This is a genomic window from Salinisphaera sp. PC39, from assembly GCF_040361335.1.
Lineage (GTDB): Bacteria > Pseudomonadota > Gammaproteobacteria > Nevskiales > Salinisphaeraceae > APNM01.
In genome coordinates, this window is the sequence record NZ_APNM01000007.1 from 90,377 (window position 1) to 105,837 (window position 15,461).

Genomic DNA, 15,461 nt, shown 5'->3' on the forward strand with positions numbered 1-15,461 from the left:
AGGCTTTCGGTTCGACGATCCTTTATCCCTTCTCCCATGAATGGGAGAGCAACGATGCATGACGCCCTCTCCCATGAATGGGAGAGCAGCTACGCATTACTCCCCCTCTCCCATGAATGGGAGAGGGTCGGGGAGAGGGTTGACCATCCCGCCCCGGCGCCGAACCGCCGCGCCCCCCCTCATCCAAACCTTCTCCCCTCAAGGGGAGAAGGCTCGATTCTTGTTGATTCGCCTCGAATGTCTCCGGGACGACGGGAGCAGTGGTGAAGACGCCTGGCTTGCACCCTGTCACGGGCATCTGTATAAATTTACACTGACACTGTCAGAACGCCCGGGAGCGATCCATGAACGCCAGCGCCGCCGAGTCCGTCATGCCCGTGGAGCCCAGCCGGCCGGACGATCCGTCCGAGGGCCTGCTCAGCCTGCCCGTCATCGGCCGGGTCGCCGCGGGCTCGCCCATCGAGGCGGTCGAGAACACCGAGAAGGTCATCCGCGTGCCGGCGGCCCGTTTCCGCCACAAGCCGGACTACCTGCTGCGGGTGCGGGGCGAGTCCATGATCGGCGAAGGCATCCTGGACAATGACCTGATCGCCGTTAAGCGCCAGTCCACCGCCGAGCCGGGCCAGATCGTGGTCGCCCGCCACGGCGACGACGTCACCGTGAAGGAACTGCGCATCGACAACGGCGAGGTGGTGCTGATCCCCGCCAACGAGGCCCACGAACCGATCCGCATCCCCGCGGACATGGTCACCATCGAGGGCGTGTACGTGGGGCTGGTGCGGGAAACGGACGTCGTCGCGGCCTGATCCCCGCAAGGATTCCGCGTGCCGGGAAGGACGCACGCACGGAAGCATGGAGGCAAAATGATCTGTCCATACCTCTTGGTGTCACGCTGTGATTGGGTACTTGCAATTCGTACATAAATGTACGAAATTGGCAAGTGAACGGTTACGAGTTCGAAAGACGCCTGCGCCGCCTTGGCCGCCGTGAAGGAGTGCCAGTGCGTTATCAGGCGCATGGCAAGGGGAGTCACGGGCGCCTCTATTACGGCAATCGATTCACGACCTTGAAGGATCGCAAGAAGCCGGTCGGCAAAGGGCTCCTCAAGGCTATGTGCGTGCAGCTCGGCGTCGATGCGGATAGGCTCGAGGAGCGTATGGCCATGCGTTATGTGTATCCGGTCACGATCGAGGCCGACGAGGATGGCCGCCATGTCGCCAGTGCTGGCGATGTGCCGGAGGCGCTGACCGAGGGGGCGTCGATTGCCGAGGCCTTGCACGCCATGAGCGATGCGCTGGGTGCGGCATTGGCCGGTTACGACTTGGCGGGTCGCGCTTTGCCGGTGCCCGGTGAACCGGAGCCCGGACAATATCTCGTGCCGGTGCCGGCCCTGGTTGCGGCGAAGCTGTCGTTACGCGGCGCGATGCGTGCGGAAGGTCTGTCCAACGTCGCCCTGGCGGCGCGCATGGGCGTATCGGAGGGGGCGGTTCGACGTCTCGTCGATCCGGATCATGCCTCGCGGCTCGACGGGGTGGTCAAGGCACTGGCGCAAACCGGCCATGGCCTGATCATCGAGGATTACAAGGAAACGGCATAGATGGTCGGGGTAGCAGGATTTGAACCTACGACCTCCACCTCCCGAAGGTGGCGCTCTACCAAGCTGAGCTATACCCCGTGCTGCGTGTCGCGTGTCAGTAGCTGCGTCGGAGGCAGAATTCCGCGAGTTGCGTGAGCGCCGATTTGTAGGGCGATTCGGGTATCCCGGCCAGTGCCTCGATGGCGGCCCGGGACTCGTCCTCGGCGCGGGCGAAAGTGTATGCCATCGCCCCGCTGGATTCAATCGCTTTCTGCACCGTGACCAGGGCGCCGCTGTCGCCGTCCTCGATGGCCTTGCGCAGGGCGCGGGCGGTGTCGCCGTCGGTCTCGGCGAGCGCCCGGATCAGGGGCAGAGTGGTCTTGCCTTCCTGGAGGTCGTCGCCGACGTTCTTGCCCAGGCGGCCGTCGCCGGTGCCGTAGTCGAGGGCGTCGTCCACTACCTGGAAGGCGATGCCGAGGTGGCGGCCGTAGGCCTCCAATGCGTCCTGGGTATCCTCGCCGGTGCCCGCCAGGACCGCCGCCAGGCGGCAACCCGCGGCGAACAGGCTGGCGGTCTTGCGCTCCGTGACCTCGAGGTAATCGGCCTCGGACAGGTCCGGGTTGTGGCAGTTCATCAACTGCAGGACCTCGCCTTCGGCGATGCGGTTGGTGGCGTCCGCCAGGATCCGCATCACCCGCATCTCGTCCAGCTCCACCATCATCTGGAACGAACGCGAATAGAGAAAGTCGCCGGTGAGCACGCTGGCGCCGTTGCCCCAGACGCTGTTCGCCGTGTCCTTGCCGCGGCGCTGGTCGGAGCCGTCGACCACGTCGTCGTGCAGCAGCGTGGCGGTGTGGATGAACTCCACGATGGCCGCGAGCAGGACATGGCCGCCGCCGTCGCGATACCCGCAGGCACGGGCCGCCAGGAGCACCAGGGCCGGACGCAGGCGCTTGCCGCCGCTGTGGATGATGTGATCGGCGAGGGCGTTGATCAGGACCACGTCGGAGCCCAGCCGGTCGCGGATCAGGGCGTCCACGTCGTGCATCTCGCGCGCCACGGGCGCGAGTATCGATTTGAGCGACATGGAGGCGTTGTCGGCCTGGCTCGGAGTCGCTGCGGCAGTCGTCATCGGCGCGCTATCCACGAAGAACGGGCATTGTGTACTTTACCGCACCTGCACGCGCGCGGCGCGGCCGGGTGTTCGTCTCGGGGCGGGAATCCCGCGCCGGCGGCGGTCCCCGGGCCCGGCGGCCGGGGCCGTTCTCCGGACACGAGCGGCGCAAACTTAGGGCCCGGTCGGCGGCCTGTCAACTCGGGTATGTCCGTTAAATCCCCCTCGGTCCCCTTTGGGAGAGGAGGATGGAGTGCCGTGCGCCTGTACCCCTCTTTGCTCAAGGGGGCAAGGGGATTTGGCCGAAGCCGAGAAATCCCCCTCATTCCCCCTTTGAGAAAGGGGGATGAAGCGCTGTGGCCCTGTTCCCCCTTTGAGAAAGGGGGATGAAGCGTCGTGTCCCTGTTCCCTCTTTGGAACAGGGGGATGAAGCGCCGCGGCCTTGTTCTCCCTTTGGGAAAAGGGGGGTGAAGCACCGCGGCCTTGTTCCCCCCTTTCCCAAAGGGGGCAGGGGGGATTTCCCGGACTTCTCCCGCGGCCCTCCCGGAAAAGAGCGAGGCGCCGGGACACCGTCTCTTGGAAATGACGGTGGTGCCGGCCGCGTCGCCCTTGACTCACGCCGGCTCGTGCTCCTCGTGCGCGAGCCGGCGAGTATCGTCCCGAGGGCGTGTCCGCAATTGACGTGCCGCGCCGCGAGGCTTAAAATTCCGCGCTCTTCAGCGGCCTCTGGCCGCATTTTCGATTCAGATTCATCGGAGTCATCTTTCATGCACGCCGTAATTCGCACCGGGGGCAAGCAGTACCGGGTCGCCGAGGGCGACGTCCTCCGCGTGGAGAAGCTCGAGGCCGAATCCGGCAGCAAGGTCGAGCTCGACGAGGTCCTCATGGTCGCCGACGGCGACGAGGTCCGCATCGGCTCGCCGCTGGTCGAGGGCGGCAAGGTGACGGCCGAGGTGCAGGGGCACGGTCGCGGCGACAAGATCGACGTGATCAAGTTCAAGCGGCGCAAGAAGTATCGCCGCAAGTACGGCCACCGTCAGGATTACACCGAGCTCAAGGTGACCGGCATCAGCACCGGCGGCAAGGCCGCGCCCAAGAAGTCCGCCGCCAAGGCCGATAAGGCCGAGGACGCGGGCGAAGCCGAGGCGGCGCCCAAGAAGGAGGCGGCCGCCGGCGAGAAGAAGACCGCGGCGAAGAAGTCCTCCGGCACGGCCAAGAAGTCGGCTTCCGCGGGCACCGCCAAGAAGGCGGCCCCGAAGAAGACGGCGGCCAAGAAGGCCGATGCCGACAAGGCCGAGAGCAAGGCCAAGAAGGACGACGGCGCCGAGTGAGTCGGCACGAACAGGATCGAGAGAGGTAGACAGGCATGGCACACAAGAAGGCAGGCGGCAGCACTCGCAACGGTCGCGATTCCGAATCGAAACGCCTCGGCGTCAAGCGGTTCGGCGGCCAGACCGTCAGCGCGGGCAGCATCATCGTGCGCCAGCGCGGCAGCAGCTTCCACCCCGGCAACGGCGTCGGCATGGGCAAGGACTACACTCTGTATGCGAAGGTCGACGGCCGCGTCGGCTTCGAGGTGAAGGGCCCGCGCAACCGCAAGTTCGTGACCGTCACGGCGGACTGAGGACGCGGCCGGCAGGCCGTCACCGGAAAACCCCGCCACCGGCGGGGTTTTTTGTTGAAAGGCCGCTCCCCGGCCCGTCCGGGGCCGTAAACTGATATGCGTGCGTTCGCAGCGGGGTCCCCGTGAAATTCGTCGACGAAGCCAATCTGCGGGTCGAGGCCGGCGACGGCGGCAACGGCTGCCTGTCGTTCCGGCGCGAGAAATATGTGCCGCGCGGCGGCCCGGACGGCGGCGACGGCGGCGACGGCGGCAGCGTGTTCCTGGTGGCCGATCACAACCTGAATACGCTGTACGACTATCGCGTGAGCAAGGTCTTCCGCGCCCGCCGCGGCGGCAACGGCGCCGGCGCCAACCGCACCGGCGCCAAGGGCGACGACCTGGTGCTGCCGGTGCCGGTGGGCACGCTCTGCTTCGACCGCGACACGGACGAACTGATCGGCGACCTGACCGCGGACGGCCAGCGCCTCAGGGTGGCGCAGGGCGGTTTCCACGGCCTCGGCAACGCTCGCTTCAAGTCCAGCACCAACCGCGCGCCGCGCAAGACCACCGACGGCACCCCGGGCGAGCAGCGCAATCTCCGGCTGGAGCTCAAGTTGCTGGCGGATGTCGGCCTGGTGGGGCTGCCCAATGCCGGCAAATCGACGCTGCTGAGCGCCGTGTCCGGCGCGCGGCCGCGGGTCGCGGACTATCCCTTCACCACGTTGACGCCGCAAGTGGGCGTGGTGGGCGTGGGACCGCTGCGCAGCTTCACGCTGGTGGATCTGCCGGGCCTGATCGAGGGCGCCGCCGAGGGCATCGGCCTCGGCCACCGTTTCCTCAAGCATAGCCAGCGTACGCGGCTACTGCTGCACGTGGTGGACATCCTCCCGCCCGACGGCCAGCCGCCGGCCGAGGCGGTCGCCGCGATCGCCGGGGAGCTCGCGGCCTTCAGCCCCGAACTGGCCGGGCGCGAACGCTGGCTGGTGCTGAACAAGGCGGATCTGCTGCCCGAGGACGAGCGCGCCGCCCTGCGCGACGACATCGTCCGGGAACTCGACTGGCGCGGGCCGGTGTATATGGTCTCGGCACTGGACCCCGACAGCCTGCGGCCGTTGCTGGGCGACGTCATGACACGCCTGGAGGCGCTGCGCGAGGCGGTGTCGGATGGCGATGACGAAGGCGGCGACGAGGCGGAGTAGGGTGTTGGCTGTGACGTGGGTGCACCGGGACATATCCGCACGCCGTTGCCTGATAGGATGGCGCGACCATGGACCGACGTAAGCTGGGCGCCAGCCGGCGCTGGGTAGTCAAGATCGGCAGCGCGCTGCTGACGGCCTCCGGGCGCGGACTGGATCACGAGCGCATCGCGGACTGGGTGGCCCAGATCGCCGCCCTGCGCGATGCCGGACACGAGATCGCCGTGGTGTCGTCCGGCGCGGTGGCCGAGGGGTTGGTGCGTCTGGGCTGGGACAAGCGGCCCCAGGCCCTAAACCAGCTCCAGGCGGCGGCCTCCGTGGGCCAGATGGGCCTGGTGGAGGCCTACGAGCGGCAGTTCCAGCGGCATGGCCTGCGCACGGCCCAGGTCCTGCTCACGCACGACGAGGTCGCCGACCGCCGGCGCTATCTCAATGCCCGCAGCACGCTCCTGACATTGCTCCAGCTCGGCGTGATCCCCGTGGTCAACGAGAACGATGCCGTCGCCACCGAGGAGATCCGCCTGGGCGACAACGACACCCTGGCGGCGATGACGGTCAACCTGATCGATGCCGACCTGCTGGTGATCCTGACCGACCAGGCCGGCATGTACGACGCCGATCCCCGCGCCAATCCCGACGCCACCCTGATCGACCAGCGGCCGGCCGACGATCCCGATCTGCAGCGCATGGCCGGCGGCGGCTCCGGGACACTGGGCCGCGGCGGCATGCGCACGAAGGTGCAGGCGGCGGTGCAGGCGGCACGCTCGGGGGCCGCGACCGTGATCGCCGACGGCCTCACCGACGGCGTCCTGCAGCGCCTCGCCGAGGGCCAGCGTCTGGGCACGCTGCTCACGCCCGGTGAACAGAAGATCACGGCGCGCAAGCGCTGGATCGCGAGCCAGCGTCAGACCCGCGGCCGCGTGCGCCTGGACGCGGGCGCCGCCCGCGCGCTGCGCGAGGGCGGACGCAGCCTGCTGCCGATCGGGATCACGGCGGTCGAGGGGGAGTTCCGGCGCGGCGACATCGTGGCCTGCCTGGACCCCGAGGGACGCGAGATCGCGCGCGGCATGGCCAACTACGACGCCCGCGAGGCGCGGGCGCTGGCCGGCAAGGGCAGCGACGAGATCGCCGCGGTGCTGGGCTACACGGGCGAGCCGGAGTTTATTCACCGGGATAATTCCGTCATATTGTAGCGAGCGGGACATAGGGAGACGCGAGCGGATGGACAAGGTGAGCCGTATCGGGGCGACCAACGTCGTTTGGCACGCCCACCGGGTGAGCAAGGAAGAGCGCGCCGAGCGCGCGGGCCAGAAACCCTGCGTGCTCTGGTTCACCGGCCTGTCGGGTTCGGGCAAGTCGACCCTGGCCGACGCCCTCGATCAGGCCCTGTTCGCCGAAGGCCGGCAGACCTACGTGCTGGACGGCGACAACGTGCGCCACGGCCTGAACCGCGATCTCGGTTTCACCGATGCCGACCGCGAGGAGAACATCCGCCGTATCGGCGAGGTGGCCAAGCTGTTCGTCAACGCCGGCATGATCGTCCTCACGGCCTTCATCTCGCCGTTCCGCTCCGACCGGCGGATGGTGCGGGCGCTGCTGGATGAGGGCGAGTTCATCGAGATCTACGTGCGGGCTCCGCTCGAGGTCTGCGAGGAGCGCGACCCCAAGGGTCTGTACAAGCGCGCCCGTGCCGGCGAGATCAAGAACTTCACCGGCCTGGACTCGCCCTACGAGACCCCGGTGAAGCCCGAGATCATCGTCGATACGGCGGACGTCCGCCTGGAGGAGTCCGTCGCCGCCATCCGCGAGGCCCTGGCCAAGCGCGGCATTCTCTGATCCGGCCCCGGTTGCGTTAATGGTCCACGCCGCGGCCGCGCCGCGGTACGCTGAGGAACGGCATTCTTGCTCGGTCTGGATTGGCAAGCGGCCCTGACCGCCGGGGTCCTGGCGGGCCTGCTGGCGACGGTCGTGCTCACGCGGGCGCCGCTGGATCTGGTGTTCGTGGCGGCCCTGAGCGTGCTGGTCGTGACCGGCGTGGTGGATGCCGGCCAGGCCTTCTCGGGGTTGAGCAATCCCGGCTTCCTGACCGTGGCCTTTCTGTACGTCGTGGTCGCCGGCGTGCGCGATACCGGCGGTATCCAGTGGATCGTGCACAACCTGCTGGGGGAGCCGCGCTCGGCCGGCCAGGCGCGGGCCCGCGTGATCCTGCCCGTGGGCGCGTTCAGCGCCTTCCTGAACAACACGCCCGTGGTGGCGATGATGATCCCCGCGGTCTCGGAATGGGCCCGGCGGTTTTCGTTGCGCGAATCGAAGCTGTTCATTCCGTTGTCCTATGCCGCCATCCTCGGCGGCACCTGCACCCTGCTGGGCACCAGCACCAACCTGCTGGTCAACGGCCTGCTGATCGAGCAGGGCGGGGCGGGCCTGGGCGTCTTCTCGATCACGCCGGTAGGGCTGGTCGTCCTGGGCGTGGGTCTGGTGTTCCTGATGCTGCTGTCGGACCGTCTGCTGCCGGATCGCGACGCCGCGGCCCGTGAGCTGGAGAATCCGCGCGAGTACACGGTCGAGATGCTGGTCGCCGACGGGCCGCTGGTGGGACGCACGATCGAGGCCGCCGGCCTGCGCCGGTTGCCGAACTGCTTCCTGATCGAGCTCGACCGCGGCGACCTGGTGTTGCCGGCGGTGGCGCCCCACGAGCGCCTGCAGGCGGGGGACCGCCTGGTGTTCGCCGGACCGGTGAGCGCGGTGCTGGACCTGCGGCGCATCCGCGGCCTGGTGCCGGCCACGGACCAGGTCTTCAAGCTGGGCGGCGGCGCCCGGCGGCAGCTCGTGGAGGCGGTGGTCTCGGACCAGTGTCCGGTGGTGGGGCGGACCATACGCGAGGGCGGTTTCCGTTCGCGCTACGGCGCCGCCGTGATCGCGGTGGCGCGCGGCAACCGGCGCATGCCGGGCAAGGTCGGCGATATCCGTCTGCAGCCGGGCGATGTGCTGATGCTGGAAGCCGGCTACGACTTCATCCGTTCCCATCGCCACCGCCGGGATTTCCTGCTCACGCGGCATATCCAGAATTCCGAGCCGCCCCGGCACGAGCGCGCCGGCACCGCCGCGCTGATCATGGCCGGCATGGTGGCGGCGGCGGCCACCGGCCTCATGCCCATGGCCCATGCCGCCCTGGCGGCGGCCGTGGCGATGGTCGCCACCCGCTGCGTGACCGGCACCGCGGCCCGTTCGTCGATGGATTTCAACGTACTGATCGTGATCGCGGCCGCCATCGGCCTCAGCCACGCAATGCACGAGAGCGGCCTGGCGGCGCTGGTGGCGGATGCCCTGTTCGGGCTGGCCGCGGGCGGCCCGGACTGGGCCTACTTCGCGATCGCCTACCTGCTGGCGGCGGTATTGTCGGCGGTGATGACCAACAACGCCGCGGCCGTGCTGATTTTCCCGATCGCCTTCGCGGCGGCGGGGGAGGCGGGCATCGACCCGATCCCGGTGGCGGTGGCCGTGATGTTCGGCGCCTCGGCGAGCTTCGCCACGCCCATGGCCTACCAGACCAATCTCATGGTCATGGGCGCCGGCGGTTACGTGTTTTCCGACTACCTGCGCATCGGCCTGCCCATGACCCTGGTCACGGGTGTGTCGGCGGTCGCGGCGATCGCGTTCTTCTTCGGGGGCTGAGCGGACGGATCGGCCATGGTCGAGTCTGCCCCCTGGAGGGGGAAGGTTTGGACCAGGGCGCGCGGTGGTTCGGCGTCGGGGCGGTTTCATCAACCCTCTCCCCGGCCCTCTCCCAATCATGGGAGAGGGAGTAAGAAGATGTGTGCTCTCCCAATCATGGGAGAGAAGGTAAGAGGATAAGCTCTCTCCCAATCATGGGAGCGGGAGCGACTTCCCGATACCGGACAAGAAAAAGGCCCGCTCTCGAGCGGGCCTTTTCGTCGAACGGCGATCGCGTGGTGTCAGGAGAGCGCGCGGATCTGGTCGTTCAGGCGCGACTTGTGGCGGGCGGCCTTGTTCGGATGGATGCGGCCCTTGCCGGCCATGCGGTCGATCACCGGCACGGCGTCCTTGAAGGCGGCCTCGGCCGCGGCCTTGTCGCCGCTCTCGATCGCCTTGCGGACCTTCTTGATGTGGGTACGCACCAGCGAACGCTGGCCGTGGTTGTGCTGGCGGCGCTCTTCGGCCTGGCGGGCGCGCTTTCTGGCTTGCGGGGAATTCGCCACGTCGACTCCTGGAAACTCGTGTATCCGGCCCCGGAGGGCCTCGGAAAGGCGCGTATTATTGGTATTTGGCGGGCGCATGTCAATTCCCGGCAGGGGGCTGGACCGACACGCGCCGAACGTATATTGTTCATTTTGTACATTTTGATCAGAATAGCCATGCGTTACGTGTCTGCCACAGAGGCCAAGCAGCGTTTAGCCGCCCTGCTGGACGCGGCCCAGCGCGAGCCGATCGCGATCCGCCGTCAGAAGCGGGAGGTGGCCGTGATCCTGTCCCCGCGGGAATATGAACGTCTGCGTGGCCAAAACATCCAGGATTTCGAGCGTTTCTGCGACCGGATCGGTGAACGGGCCGCGGCGCGCGGATTGACCGAGGACAAGCTGGCCGATTTGCTCGCGGATGACGCCTGACGAACGCGTTGTCGTTGACAGCAACGCGCTCGTCAGTCGGTTGCTCTTGCCGTCCTCGGTGCCCGGTAGGGCGGTCAGCCGGATCGTACGCGAGGCGCGGTTGCTGGTGTCCGAGGCGACCATGGCCGAACTGGCCGAGGTTCTGTCCCGCCGCAAATTCGATTCCTACGTCACGGTCGCCGAGCGCAAGCAATTCCTGCGGCTGTTATCCCGAGTCGCCGAGTACGTGCCGATCGTCAGGCAGGTCCGCGAGTGCCGCGATCCGCGGGACGACAAGTTCCTCGAAGTGGCGGTGAACGGTGATGCGAACTGGATCGTCACCGGCGACCGTGACCTGCTGGCGCTGGATCCGTTCGAGAATATCCGTATCGTGACGCCGGCGGATTACCCAGTGGATCGTGGGTCGTAGGGGAGTGGCTCGAATGGGGCGTCTCCGCAGTGGTGGGGGCGCGGCGGAAACCGCTATCATGCGCCCCAAGCCAAGCCGGTAGCCGCATGTCGTCTTCCCTGCTCAAATCCACCGGCGTCGTGGGCCTCATGACGCTGCTGTCGCGCGTGCTCGGATTCCTGCGCGACGTGGTGCTGGCGGTGCTGTTCGGCGCGGGCGCCGGCATGGACGCCTTCCTGGTGGCCTTCAAGATCCCGAATTTCATGCGCCGGCTGTTCGCCGAAGGGGCGTTCGCGCAGTCCTTCGTGCCGGTGCTGTCGGCCACCAAGTCCCGCGACGGCGAGGCCGAGGTCCGGGAACTGGTGAACGTGGTCGCCGGCACCCTGGGCGCGATCCTGGTGCTGATCACGGCGGTCGGCGTGGTCGCCGCGCCGCTGCTCATCCTGCTGTTCGCGCCCGGATTCGCGGCCGACGCGGCGCAGTTCGAGCTGGCGACGTCGCTGCTGCGGCTGACATTTCCCTATCTGCTGTTCATCTCGTTGACCGCGTTCGCGGGCGGCATCCTGAATACCTACGGCCGTTTCGCGGTGCCGGCGTTCACGCCGGTGCTGCTCAACCTGTGCCTGATCGCGGCGGCGCTGTGGCTGGCGCCGCGCTTCGCGCGCCCGGAAATGGCCCTGGCCGTGGGCGTGTTCGCCGCCGGCGTGGCCCAGCTCGCCCTGCAGTTGCCGTTCCTGGCGCGGCTGGGGCTGCTGCCGCGGCCCCGATGGGGCTGGGCGCACGCCCAGGTGCGGCGGATCCTGCGCCTGATGCTGCCGATCCTGTTCGGCTCGTCGGTGGCGCAGGTCAACCTGATGCTGGATACCATCCTGGCCTCGCTGCTGGCCGCCGGCAGCGTGAGCTGGCTGTATTTCTCCGATCGGCTCATGGAGTTCCCGCTGGGCGTATTCTCGATCGCGATCGCGACCGTGATCCTGCCGAGCCTGTCCGCCAGCCACGCGCGGGAGTCCGCGGATTCGTTCTCGAACACGCTGGACTGGGCGTTGCGGTTGCTGGTCGTGATCGGCACGCCCGCCATGGTGGGTCTGTTCGTGCTCGCCGGGCCGCTGATCGCGACCCTGTTCCATTACCGTTCCTTCGGCGTGGCCGATGTGCTCATGAGCCGGTACAGTCTCATGGCCTATGCCTTGGGCTTCATGGGGTTTTCGTTGGTGAAAGTGCTTGTGCCGGGTTTCTTCGCCCGGGAGGATTCGCGCACGCCGGTGCGTTACGGCGTCATTTCCGTGGCCGCGACCATGGCGATGAACCTGGGGTTCGTGGGTGCCCTGGTGTGGCTGGCCGCCCCGGCGCCGCACGCGGGGCTGGCCCTGGCGACCTCGCTGGGGGCGTTCGTGAATGCCGGCCTGCTGTACCGGCGTCTGCGCCGGGACGGCGTTTACCGGCCGACCCCCGGTTGGGTCCGGTTGGCGGCGCAGGTCGCGCTCGCCAGCGCGGCGATGGCGGCGATGCTGGCGTACGCGGCCGGGCCGCTCGCCGATTGGCTCGCCTGGGACGCGGCGCGGCGCGCGGCCACGCTCGGCGGCCTGGTCGCCGGCGGCGCCGCGGTGTATTTCGGCGTGCTGTTCGCGGCCGGTGTCCGGCCGCGGCAGGTATGGCGGGCGAGCGGGGTCTGAGCGCATGGAGCTGATCCGTGGCATCCATAACCTGCGACCCCGTCATCGCGGGTGCGTGCTGACCGTCGGCAACTACGACGGCTTGCACCGGGGGCATCAGGCGATCCTGGCGAAGCTGGGCGAGGCCGGCGCGCGGCTGGGTCTGCCGACGGCCATGCTCACCTTCGAGCCGATGCCCCGCGAGTTCTTCGACCCGGAAGGGGCGCCACCGCGGTTGTCCAGCCTGCGCGAGAAGGCCGAGGACGCGGCCGCGATGGGCCTCGAACGTCTCGTCTGCGCGCGTTTCGACCGGCGTTTCGCCGCCCTGTCGCCGCTCGAATTCGTGCGCGACCTGATGGTGGGGGACCTGGGCGCCGCCTATATCCTGGTGGGCAAGGACTTCCGGTTCGGCCACAAGCGCCAGGGGGACCTGGCGCTGCTGCGGGAGCTGAGCGGGACCTACGGCTACGAATTGGTGCCGATGCCCACGGTGCAGGAAGAGGACGAACGTGTCAGCAGCACCCGTGTGCGCGAGGCCCTCGCGGCCGGGAATCCGCCACTCGCGGCCCGCCTGCTGGGGCGGCCGTACCGGATCAGCGGCCGGGTACGGCAGGGCGCCCGGCTCGGGCGGACCCTGGGTATCCCGACCGCCAACCTGCGCGTCACGCGCAAGCCGGCGCCGCGTTTCGGGGTGTACGCCGCCGAGGCCGTGCTCGACGACGGGCGGATGGTTCCGGCGGCGGTGAATCTCGGCGTGCGGCCCACGGTCAACGGCCGCGATTGCCTGCTGGAGGCGCACCTGCTGGATTTCGCCGGCGACCTGTACGGCCGGCGTCTGGACGTGCGTTTCCGCCATTTCCTGCGCCCGGAGGCGCGCTTCGACGGCGTCGAGGCGCTGAAGACCCAGATGCTGGCCGATATCGAGCGCGCCCGCGCCCTCCTGGGCACGGTCGATCCATCCCATCGAACGGAACCCGAGAACGATGTCCGATCCCGTTGAGCCCGAATCCCGCGGCGGTCCGCCGCAGCGGGCCTTCCAGTACCGCAATGTCCACTGGCTGTGGCTGTCGGCCCTGGTGATCGCCGCCGACCAGATCACCAAGCAGATCGTGGTCAACAACATGGATCTGTACGAGAGGATCGTGCTGTTGCCGGTGCTCAACCTCACGCGGATGCACAACACCGGGGCCGCCTTCAGCATGCTCTCGGAGGCGGCGCCGTGGTTCTTTGTCGCCCTGGCGGTGGCGGTGAGCCTGGGCATCCTGGTGTGGCTGCGCCGAAATCCCGATCACGAGCGCCTGACCGCGCTGGGTCTGTGCCTGATCCTGGGCGGCGCGCTCGGCAATGCCATCGACCGCGCCGCGCGCGGCCACGTGATCGATTTCATCGACATGCACGCGGCCGGCTGGCACTGGCCGGCCTTCAACATCGCCGATATCGGGATCACCGTCGGCGCCGTGTTGATCGTGGCCGACATGCTCTTCGGCGGGCGACGGGAAGCCCCTCGATGAAGACGATCCTGGTGACCGGCGCCGCGGGCTTCGTGGGCGCGCATTACAGTCGCCGCCTGCTGGACGACGGCTATCGCGTGGTCGGTCTGGACAATCTCAACGATTACTACGATGTCCGGCTCAAGCGCGATCGCCTGAGCCGCCTGATCGGCGAGCATCCGGCATTCGAGTTCCATCACGCCGACCTCGCCGATGCGGAGGCGATGGCGCGGCTGTTCGCGGCGCACCGCTACGACTGCGTGGTCCATCTCGGGGCACAGGCCGGCGTGCGCTATTCCCTGGAGAATCCCGACGCCTATATCCAGAGCAACCTGGTGGGGTTCACTCATGTACTGGAGGGTTGTCGCCGCCACGAGGTGCCGCACTTGGTGTTTGCGTCCTCGTCGTCGGTGTACGGCGCCAACCGGGAGATTCCGTTCTCGGAGCGGCATGCGGTGGATCACCCGGTATCGCTCTACGCCGCCACCAAGCGCGGCGGCGAGCTGTTGGCGCATACCTACGCCTCGCTCTACGGCCTGCCCGTCACCGGTCTGCGTTTCTTTACCGTCTACGGGCCCTGGGGCCGGCCGGACATGGCCTATTTCTCCTTTACGCGGGATATCCTTGCCGGCCGGCCGATCAAGGTGTTCAACGAGGGCGATTTGGCGCGCGACTTCACCTATATCGACGATATCGTCGAGGGCATGGTCCGGCTGATCCCGCATGTGCCGGCGCCGGCGACGGACTGGGCCGAGCGCCCGGACGCCAGCTACGCGCCGTTCCGGCTGTACAACATCGGCAACCACAGCCCGGTGCGACTGCTGGATTTCATCGCCACGCTGGAACGGCTGCTGGGCGTGACGGCCCGCAAGGAATTCCTGCCCATGCAGCCGGGCGATGTCCATACCACCTATGCCGATGTCGACGCCCTGGGGCAGGCCGTGGGTTTCTCGCCGGACACCCCCCTCGAGACCGGCCTGGCGCGCTTCGTGGACTGGTATCGGGACTACTACGGGACGCGCGAATCCGCGCGTGCCGGGACGCTCAACTACTGAGCGGGCGTGCGCGTGCGTCGTCGCCGGGCGCTTGACGCGGATTCGAAAAATCCACTGATGTCGCGGATTACGCTGATTTATTTGAATGCGAGGCCGTCGGGCTACCCCCTCATCCCAGCCTTATTAAGGGGACGCCTTATTAAGGGGACGGTATACTTAATTAATCATTAAATTAAGTATACCGTCCCCTTATTCCGCTGTGTAATCTGTGTAATCGGTGGATTCTTGATGTTTTGTCCGGACGGTAGGGGCCTTACCAGCAGTTGTCGCCGTCGCCGGTGGCGCCGCGGGTGCCGGCGGCGGTGAGGAAGAGGGTGCCGCAGTCGCTGTCGCTGCTCTGGCGGCCGGCCGGTACGGCTTCGATGCGGTAGTTGTTGTCGCCGTCGAAGGGGGCGGTGCTGCTGAGCTGCAGGCGGTAGATCAGGTCGTTCGGCGTGTCCTGGTCGAGGTCGGCGAGGCTGCCGTCGTTGCGCAGGCCGGTGGGGCTGGAGGGATAGCCCAGTTCGCGGATGGTGTCGGCGTAGCGCTTGTGCTGGACGAAGAAGCTTTCCTGGCGCGAGGCCAGCTCGGTCAGGGCGGAGTGCGCCACCGTGCGGTTGTTGCGCAGGATGATCTCCAGGTACGAGGGATAGGCCACCATCGCCAGTAGCGCGACGACGACCACGGCGATCATCAGCTCGATCAGGGTCATCCCCCGGTCGCGATCACGGCCCCGACTCCGGCGTGCCAATACGTCCTCCATTGCCGCCATGATAGCGG

16 protein-coding genes, 1 tRNA gene and 1 pseudogene are annotated in these 15,461 nt (G+C 67.8%); 14 read left to right on the forward strand and 4 right to left on the reverse strand.

The annotated features are described in order from the left end of the window. The first annotated feature begins 344 nt into the window (after positions 1-344). Together lexA and PC39_RS08555 are read left to right on the forward strand one after the other, a co-directional pair. The gene (gene lexA / locus PC39_RS08550) at positions 345-806 is read left to right on the forward strand and encodes a transcriptional repressor LexA (protein ID WP_353252961.1); all 462 of its coding nucleotides are present in this window, start codon (positions 345-347) and stop codon (positions 804-806) included. Between the two features lie 134 nt (positions 807-940). Then, a complete protein-coding gene (locus tag PC39_RS08555) occupies positions 941-1,597 on the forward strand; it encodes a type II toxin-antitoxin system HicB family antitoxin (protein ID WP_353252962.1) in 657 nt (218 codons plus the stop codon). Between the two features lies 1 nt (position 1,598). Here PC39_RS08555 and PC39_RS08560 read toward each other — a convergent pair. Together PC39_RS08560 and PC39_RS08565 are read right to left on the reverse strand one after the other, a co-directional pair. Then, positions 1,599-1,675 (reverse strand) — tRNA-Pro (locus PC39_RS08560). A gap of 16 nt (positions 1,676-1,691) precedes the next feature. Continuing rightward, on the reverse strand, positions 1,692-2,708 hold the full coding sequence (locus PC39_RS08565) for a polyprenyl synthetase family protein (RefSeq protein ID WP_502950868.1): 1,017 nt from the start codon (positions 2,706-2,708) through the stop codon (positions 1,692-1,694). A 749-nt stretch (positions 2,709-3,457) separates the two neighbouring features. Here PC39_RS08565 and rplU point away from each other — a divergent pair. The 6 genes and pseudogenes from rplU to PC39_RS08595 all read left to right on the forward strand — a co-directional run. Beyond that, positions 3,458-3,763, forward strand: a pseudogene (gene rplU, locus PC39_RS08570) (50S ribosomal protein L21); the annotation flags it as partial. Positions 3,764-4,056: 293 nt separating this feature from the next. Beyond that, on the forward strand, positions 4,057-4,314 hold the full coding sequence (rpmA, locus tag PC39_RS08575; RefSeq protein ID WP_353252963.1) for a 50S ribosomal protein L27: 258 nt from the start codon (positions 4,057-4,059) through the stop codon (positions 4,312-4,314). A gap of 122 nt (positions 4,315-4,436) precedes the next feature. Further along, positions 4,437-5,492 carry an Obg family GTPase CgtA gene (gene cgtA, locus PC39_RS08580; RefSeq protein ID WP_353252964.1) on the forward strand — a complete coding sequence of 352 codons (1,056 nt, stop codon included), beginning with the start codon at positions 4,437-4,439 and terminating at the stop codon, positions 5,490-5,492. A 68-nt stretch (positions 5,493-5,560) separates the two neighbouring features. Further along, entirely contained in the window at positions 5,561-6,682 is a 1,122-nt protein-coding gene (gene proB, locus PC39_RS08585; protein ID WP_353252965.1) for a glutamate 5-kinase, read from the forward strand. Between the two features lie 28 nt (positions 6,683-6,710). After that, positions 6,711-7,325 (forward strand): adenylyl-sulfate kinase, encoded by a 615-nt coding sequence (cysC, locus tag PC39_RS08590; RefSeq protein WP_353252966.1) that lies wholly within the window; start codon positions 6,711-6,713, stop codon positions 7,323-7,325. 66 nt (positions 7,326-7,391) lie between these two features. Next, a complete protein-coding gene (locus PC39_RS08595; RefSeq protein ID WP_353252967.1) occupies positions 7,392-9,164 on the forward strand; it encodes an SLC13 family permease in 1,773 nt (590 codons plus the stop codon). Between the two features lie 281 nt (positions 9,165-9,445). Here the strand turns inward: PC39_RS08595 and rpsT are convergent, their stop codons facing one another. Then, positions 9,446-9,709 carry a 30S ribosomal protein S20 gene (rpsT, locus tag PC39_RS08600; RefSeq protein ID WP_353252968.1) on the reverse strand — a complete coding sequence of 88 codons (264 nt, stop codon included), beginning with the start codon at positions 9,707-9,709 and terminating at the stop codon, positions 9,446-9,448. 156 nt (positions 9,710-9,865) lie between these two features. Between rpsT and PC39_RS08605 the strand changes: the two genes are divergently transcribed. The 6 genes from PC39_RS08605 to PC39_RS08630 all read left to right on the forward strand — a co-directional run bounded on the left by PC39_RS08605 (position 9,866) and on the right by PC39_RS08630 (position 14,702). After that, the gene (locus tag PC39_RS08605) at positions 9,866-10,117 is read left to right on the forward strand and encodes a type II toxin-antitoxin system Phd/YefM family antitoxin (protein WP_353252969.1); all 252 of its coding nucleotides are present in this window, start codon (positions 9,866-9,868) and stop codon (positions 10,115-10,117) included. Further along, a complete protein-coding gene (locus PC39_RS08610) occupies positions 10,107-10,526 on the forward strand; it encodes a putative toxin-antitoxin system toxin component, PIN family (protein WP_353252970.1) in 420 nt (139 codons plus the stop codon). The genes PC39_RS08605 and PC39_RS08610 overlap by 11 nt, the downstream gene beginning before the upstream one ends. A gap of 86 nt (positions 10,527-10,612) precedes the next feature. Further along, a complete protein-coding gene (gene murJ, locus PC39_RS08615) occupies positions 10,613-12,178 on the forward strand; it encodes a murein biosynthesis integral membrane protein MurJ (protein WP_353252971.1) in 1,566 nt (521 codons plus the stop codon). 4 nt (positions 12,179-12,182) lie between these two features. Continuing rightward, positions 12,183-13,157 (forward strand): bifunctional riboflavin kinase/FAD synthetase, encoded by a 975-nt coding sequence (ribF, locus tag PC39_RS08620; protein ID WP_353252972.1) that lies wholly within the window; start codon positions 12,183-12,185, stop codon positions 13,155-13,157. Beyond that, positions 13,141-13,668, forward strand: coding sequence for a signal peptidase II (gene lspA, locus PC39_RS08625; protein ID WP_353252973.1), 528 nt, complete (start codon positions 13,141-13,143; stop codon positions 13,666-13,668). The genes ribF and lspA overlap by 17 nt, the downstream gene beginning before the upstream one ends. Continuing rightward, the gene (locus tag PC39_RS08630; RefSeq protein ID WP_353252974.1) at positions 13,665-14,702 is read left to right on the forward strand and encodes an NAD-dependent epimerase; all 1,038 of its coding nucleotides are present in this window, start codon (positions 13,665-13,667) and stop codon (positions 14,700-14,702) included. The genes lspA and PC39_RS08630 overlap by 4 nt, the downstream gene beginning before the upstream one ends. 253 nt (positions 14,703-14,955) lie before the next feature. On the opposite strand, the gene PC39_RS08635 is transcribed toward PC39_RS08630, so the two are convergent. Next, positions 14,956-15,453 (reverse strand): type IV pilin protein, encoded by a 498-nt coding sequence (locus tag PC39_RS08635; RefSeq protein ID WP_353252975.1) that lies wholly within the window; start codon positions 15,451-15,453, stop codon positions 14,956-14,958. Positions 15,454-15,461: the final 8 nt, after the last annotated feature.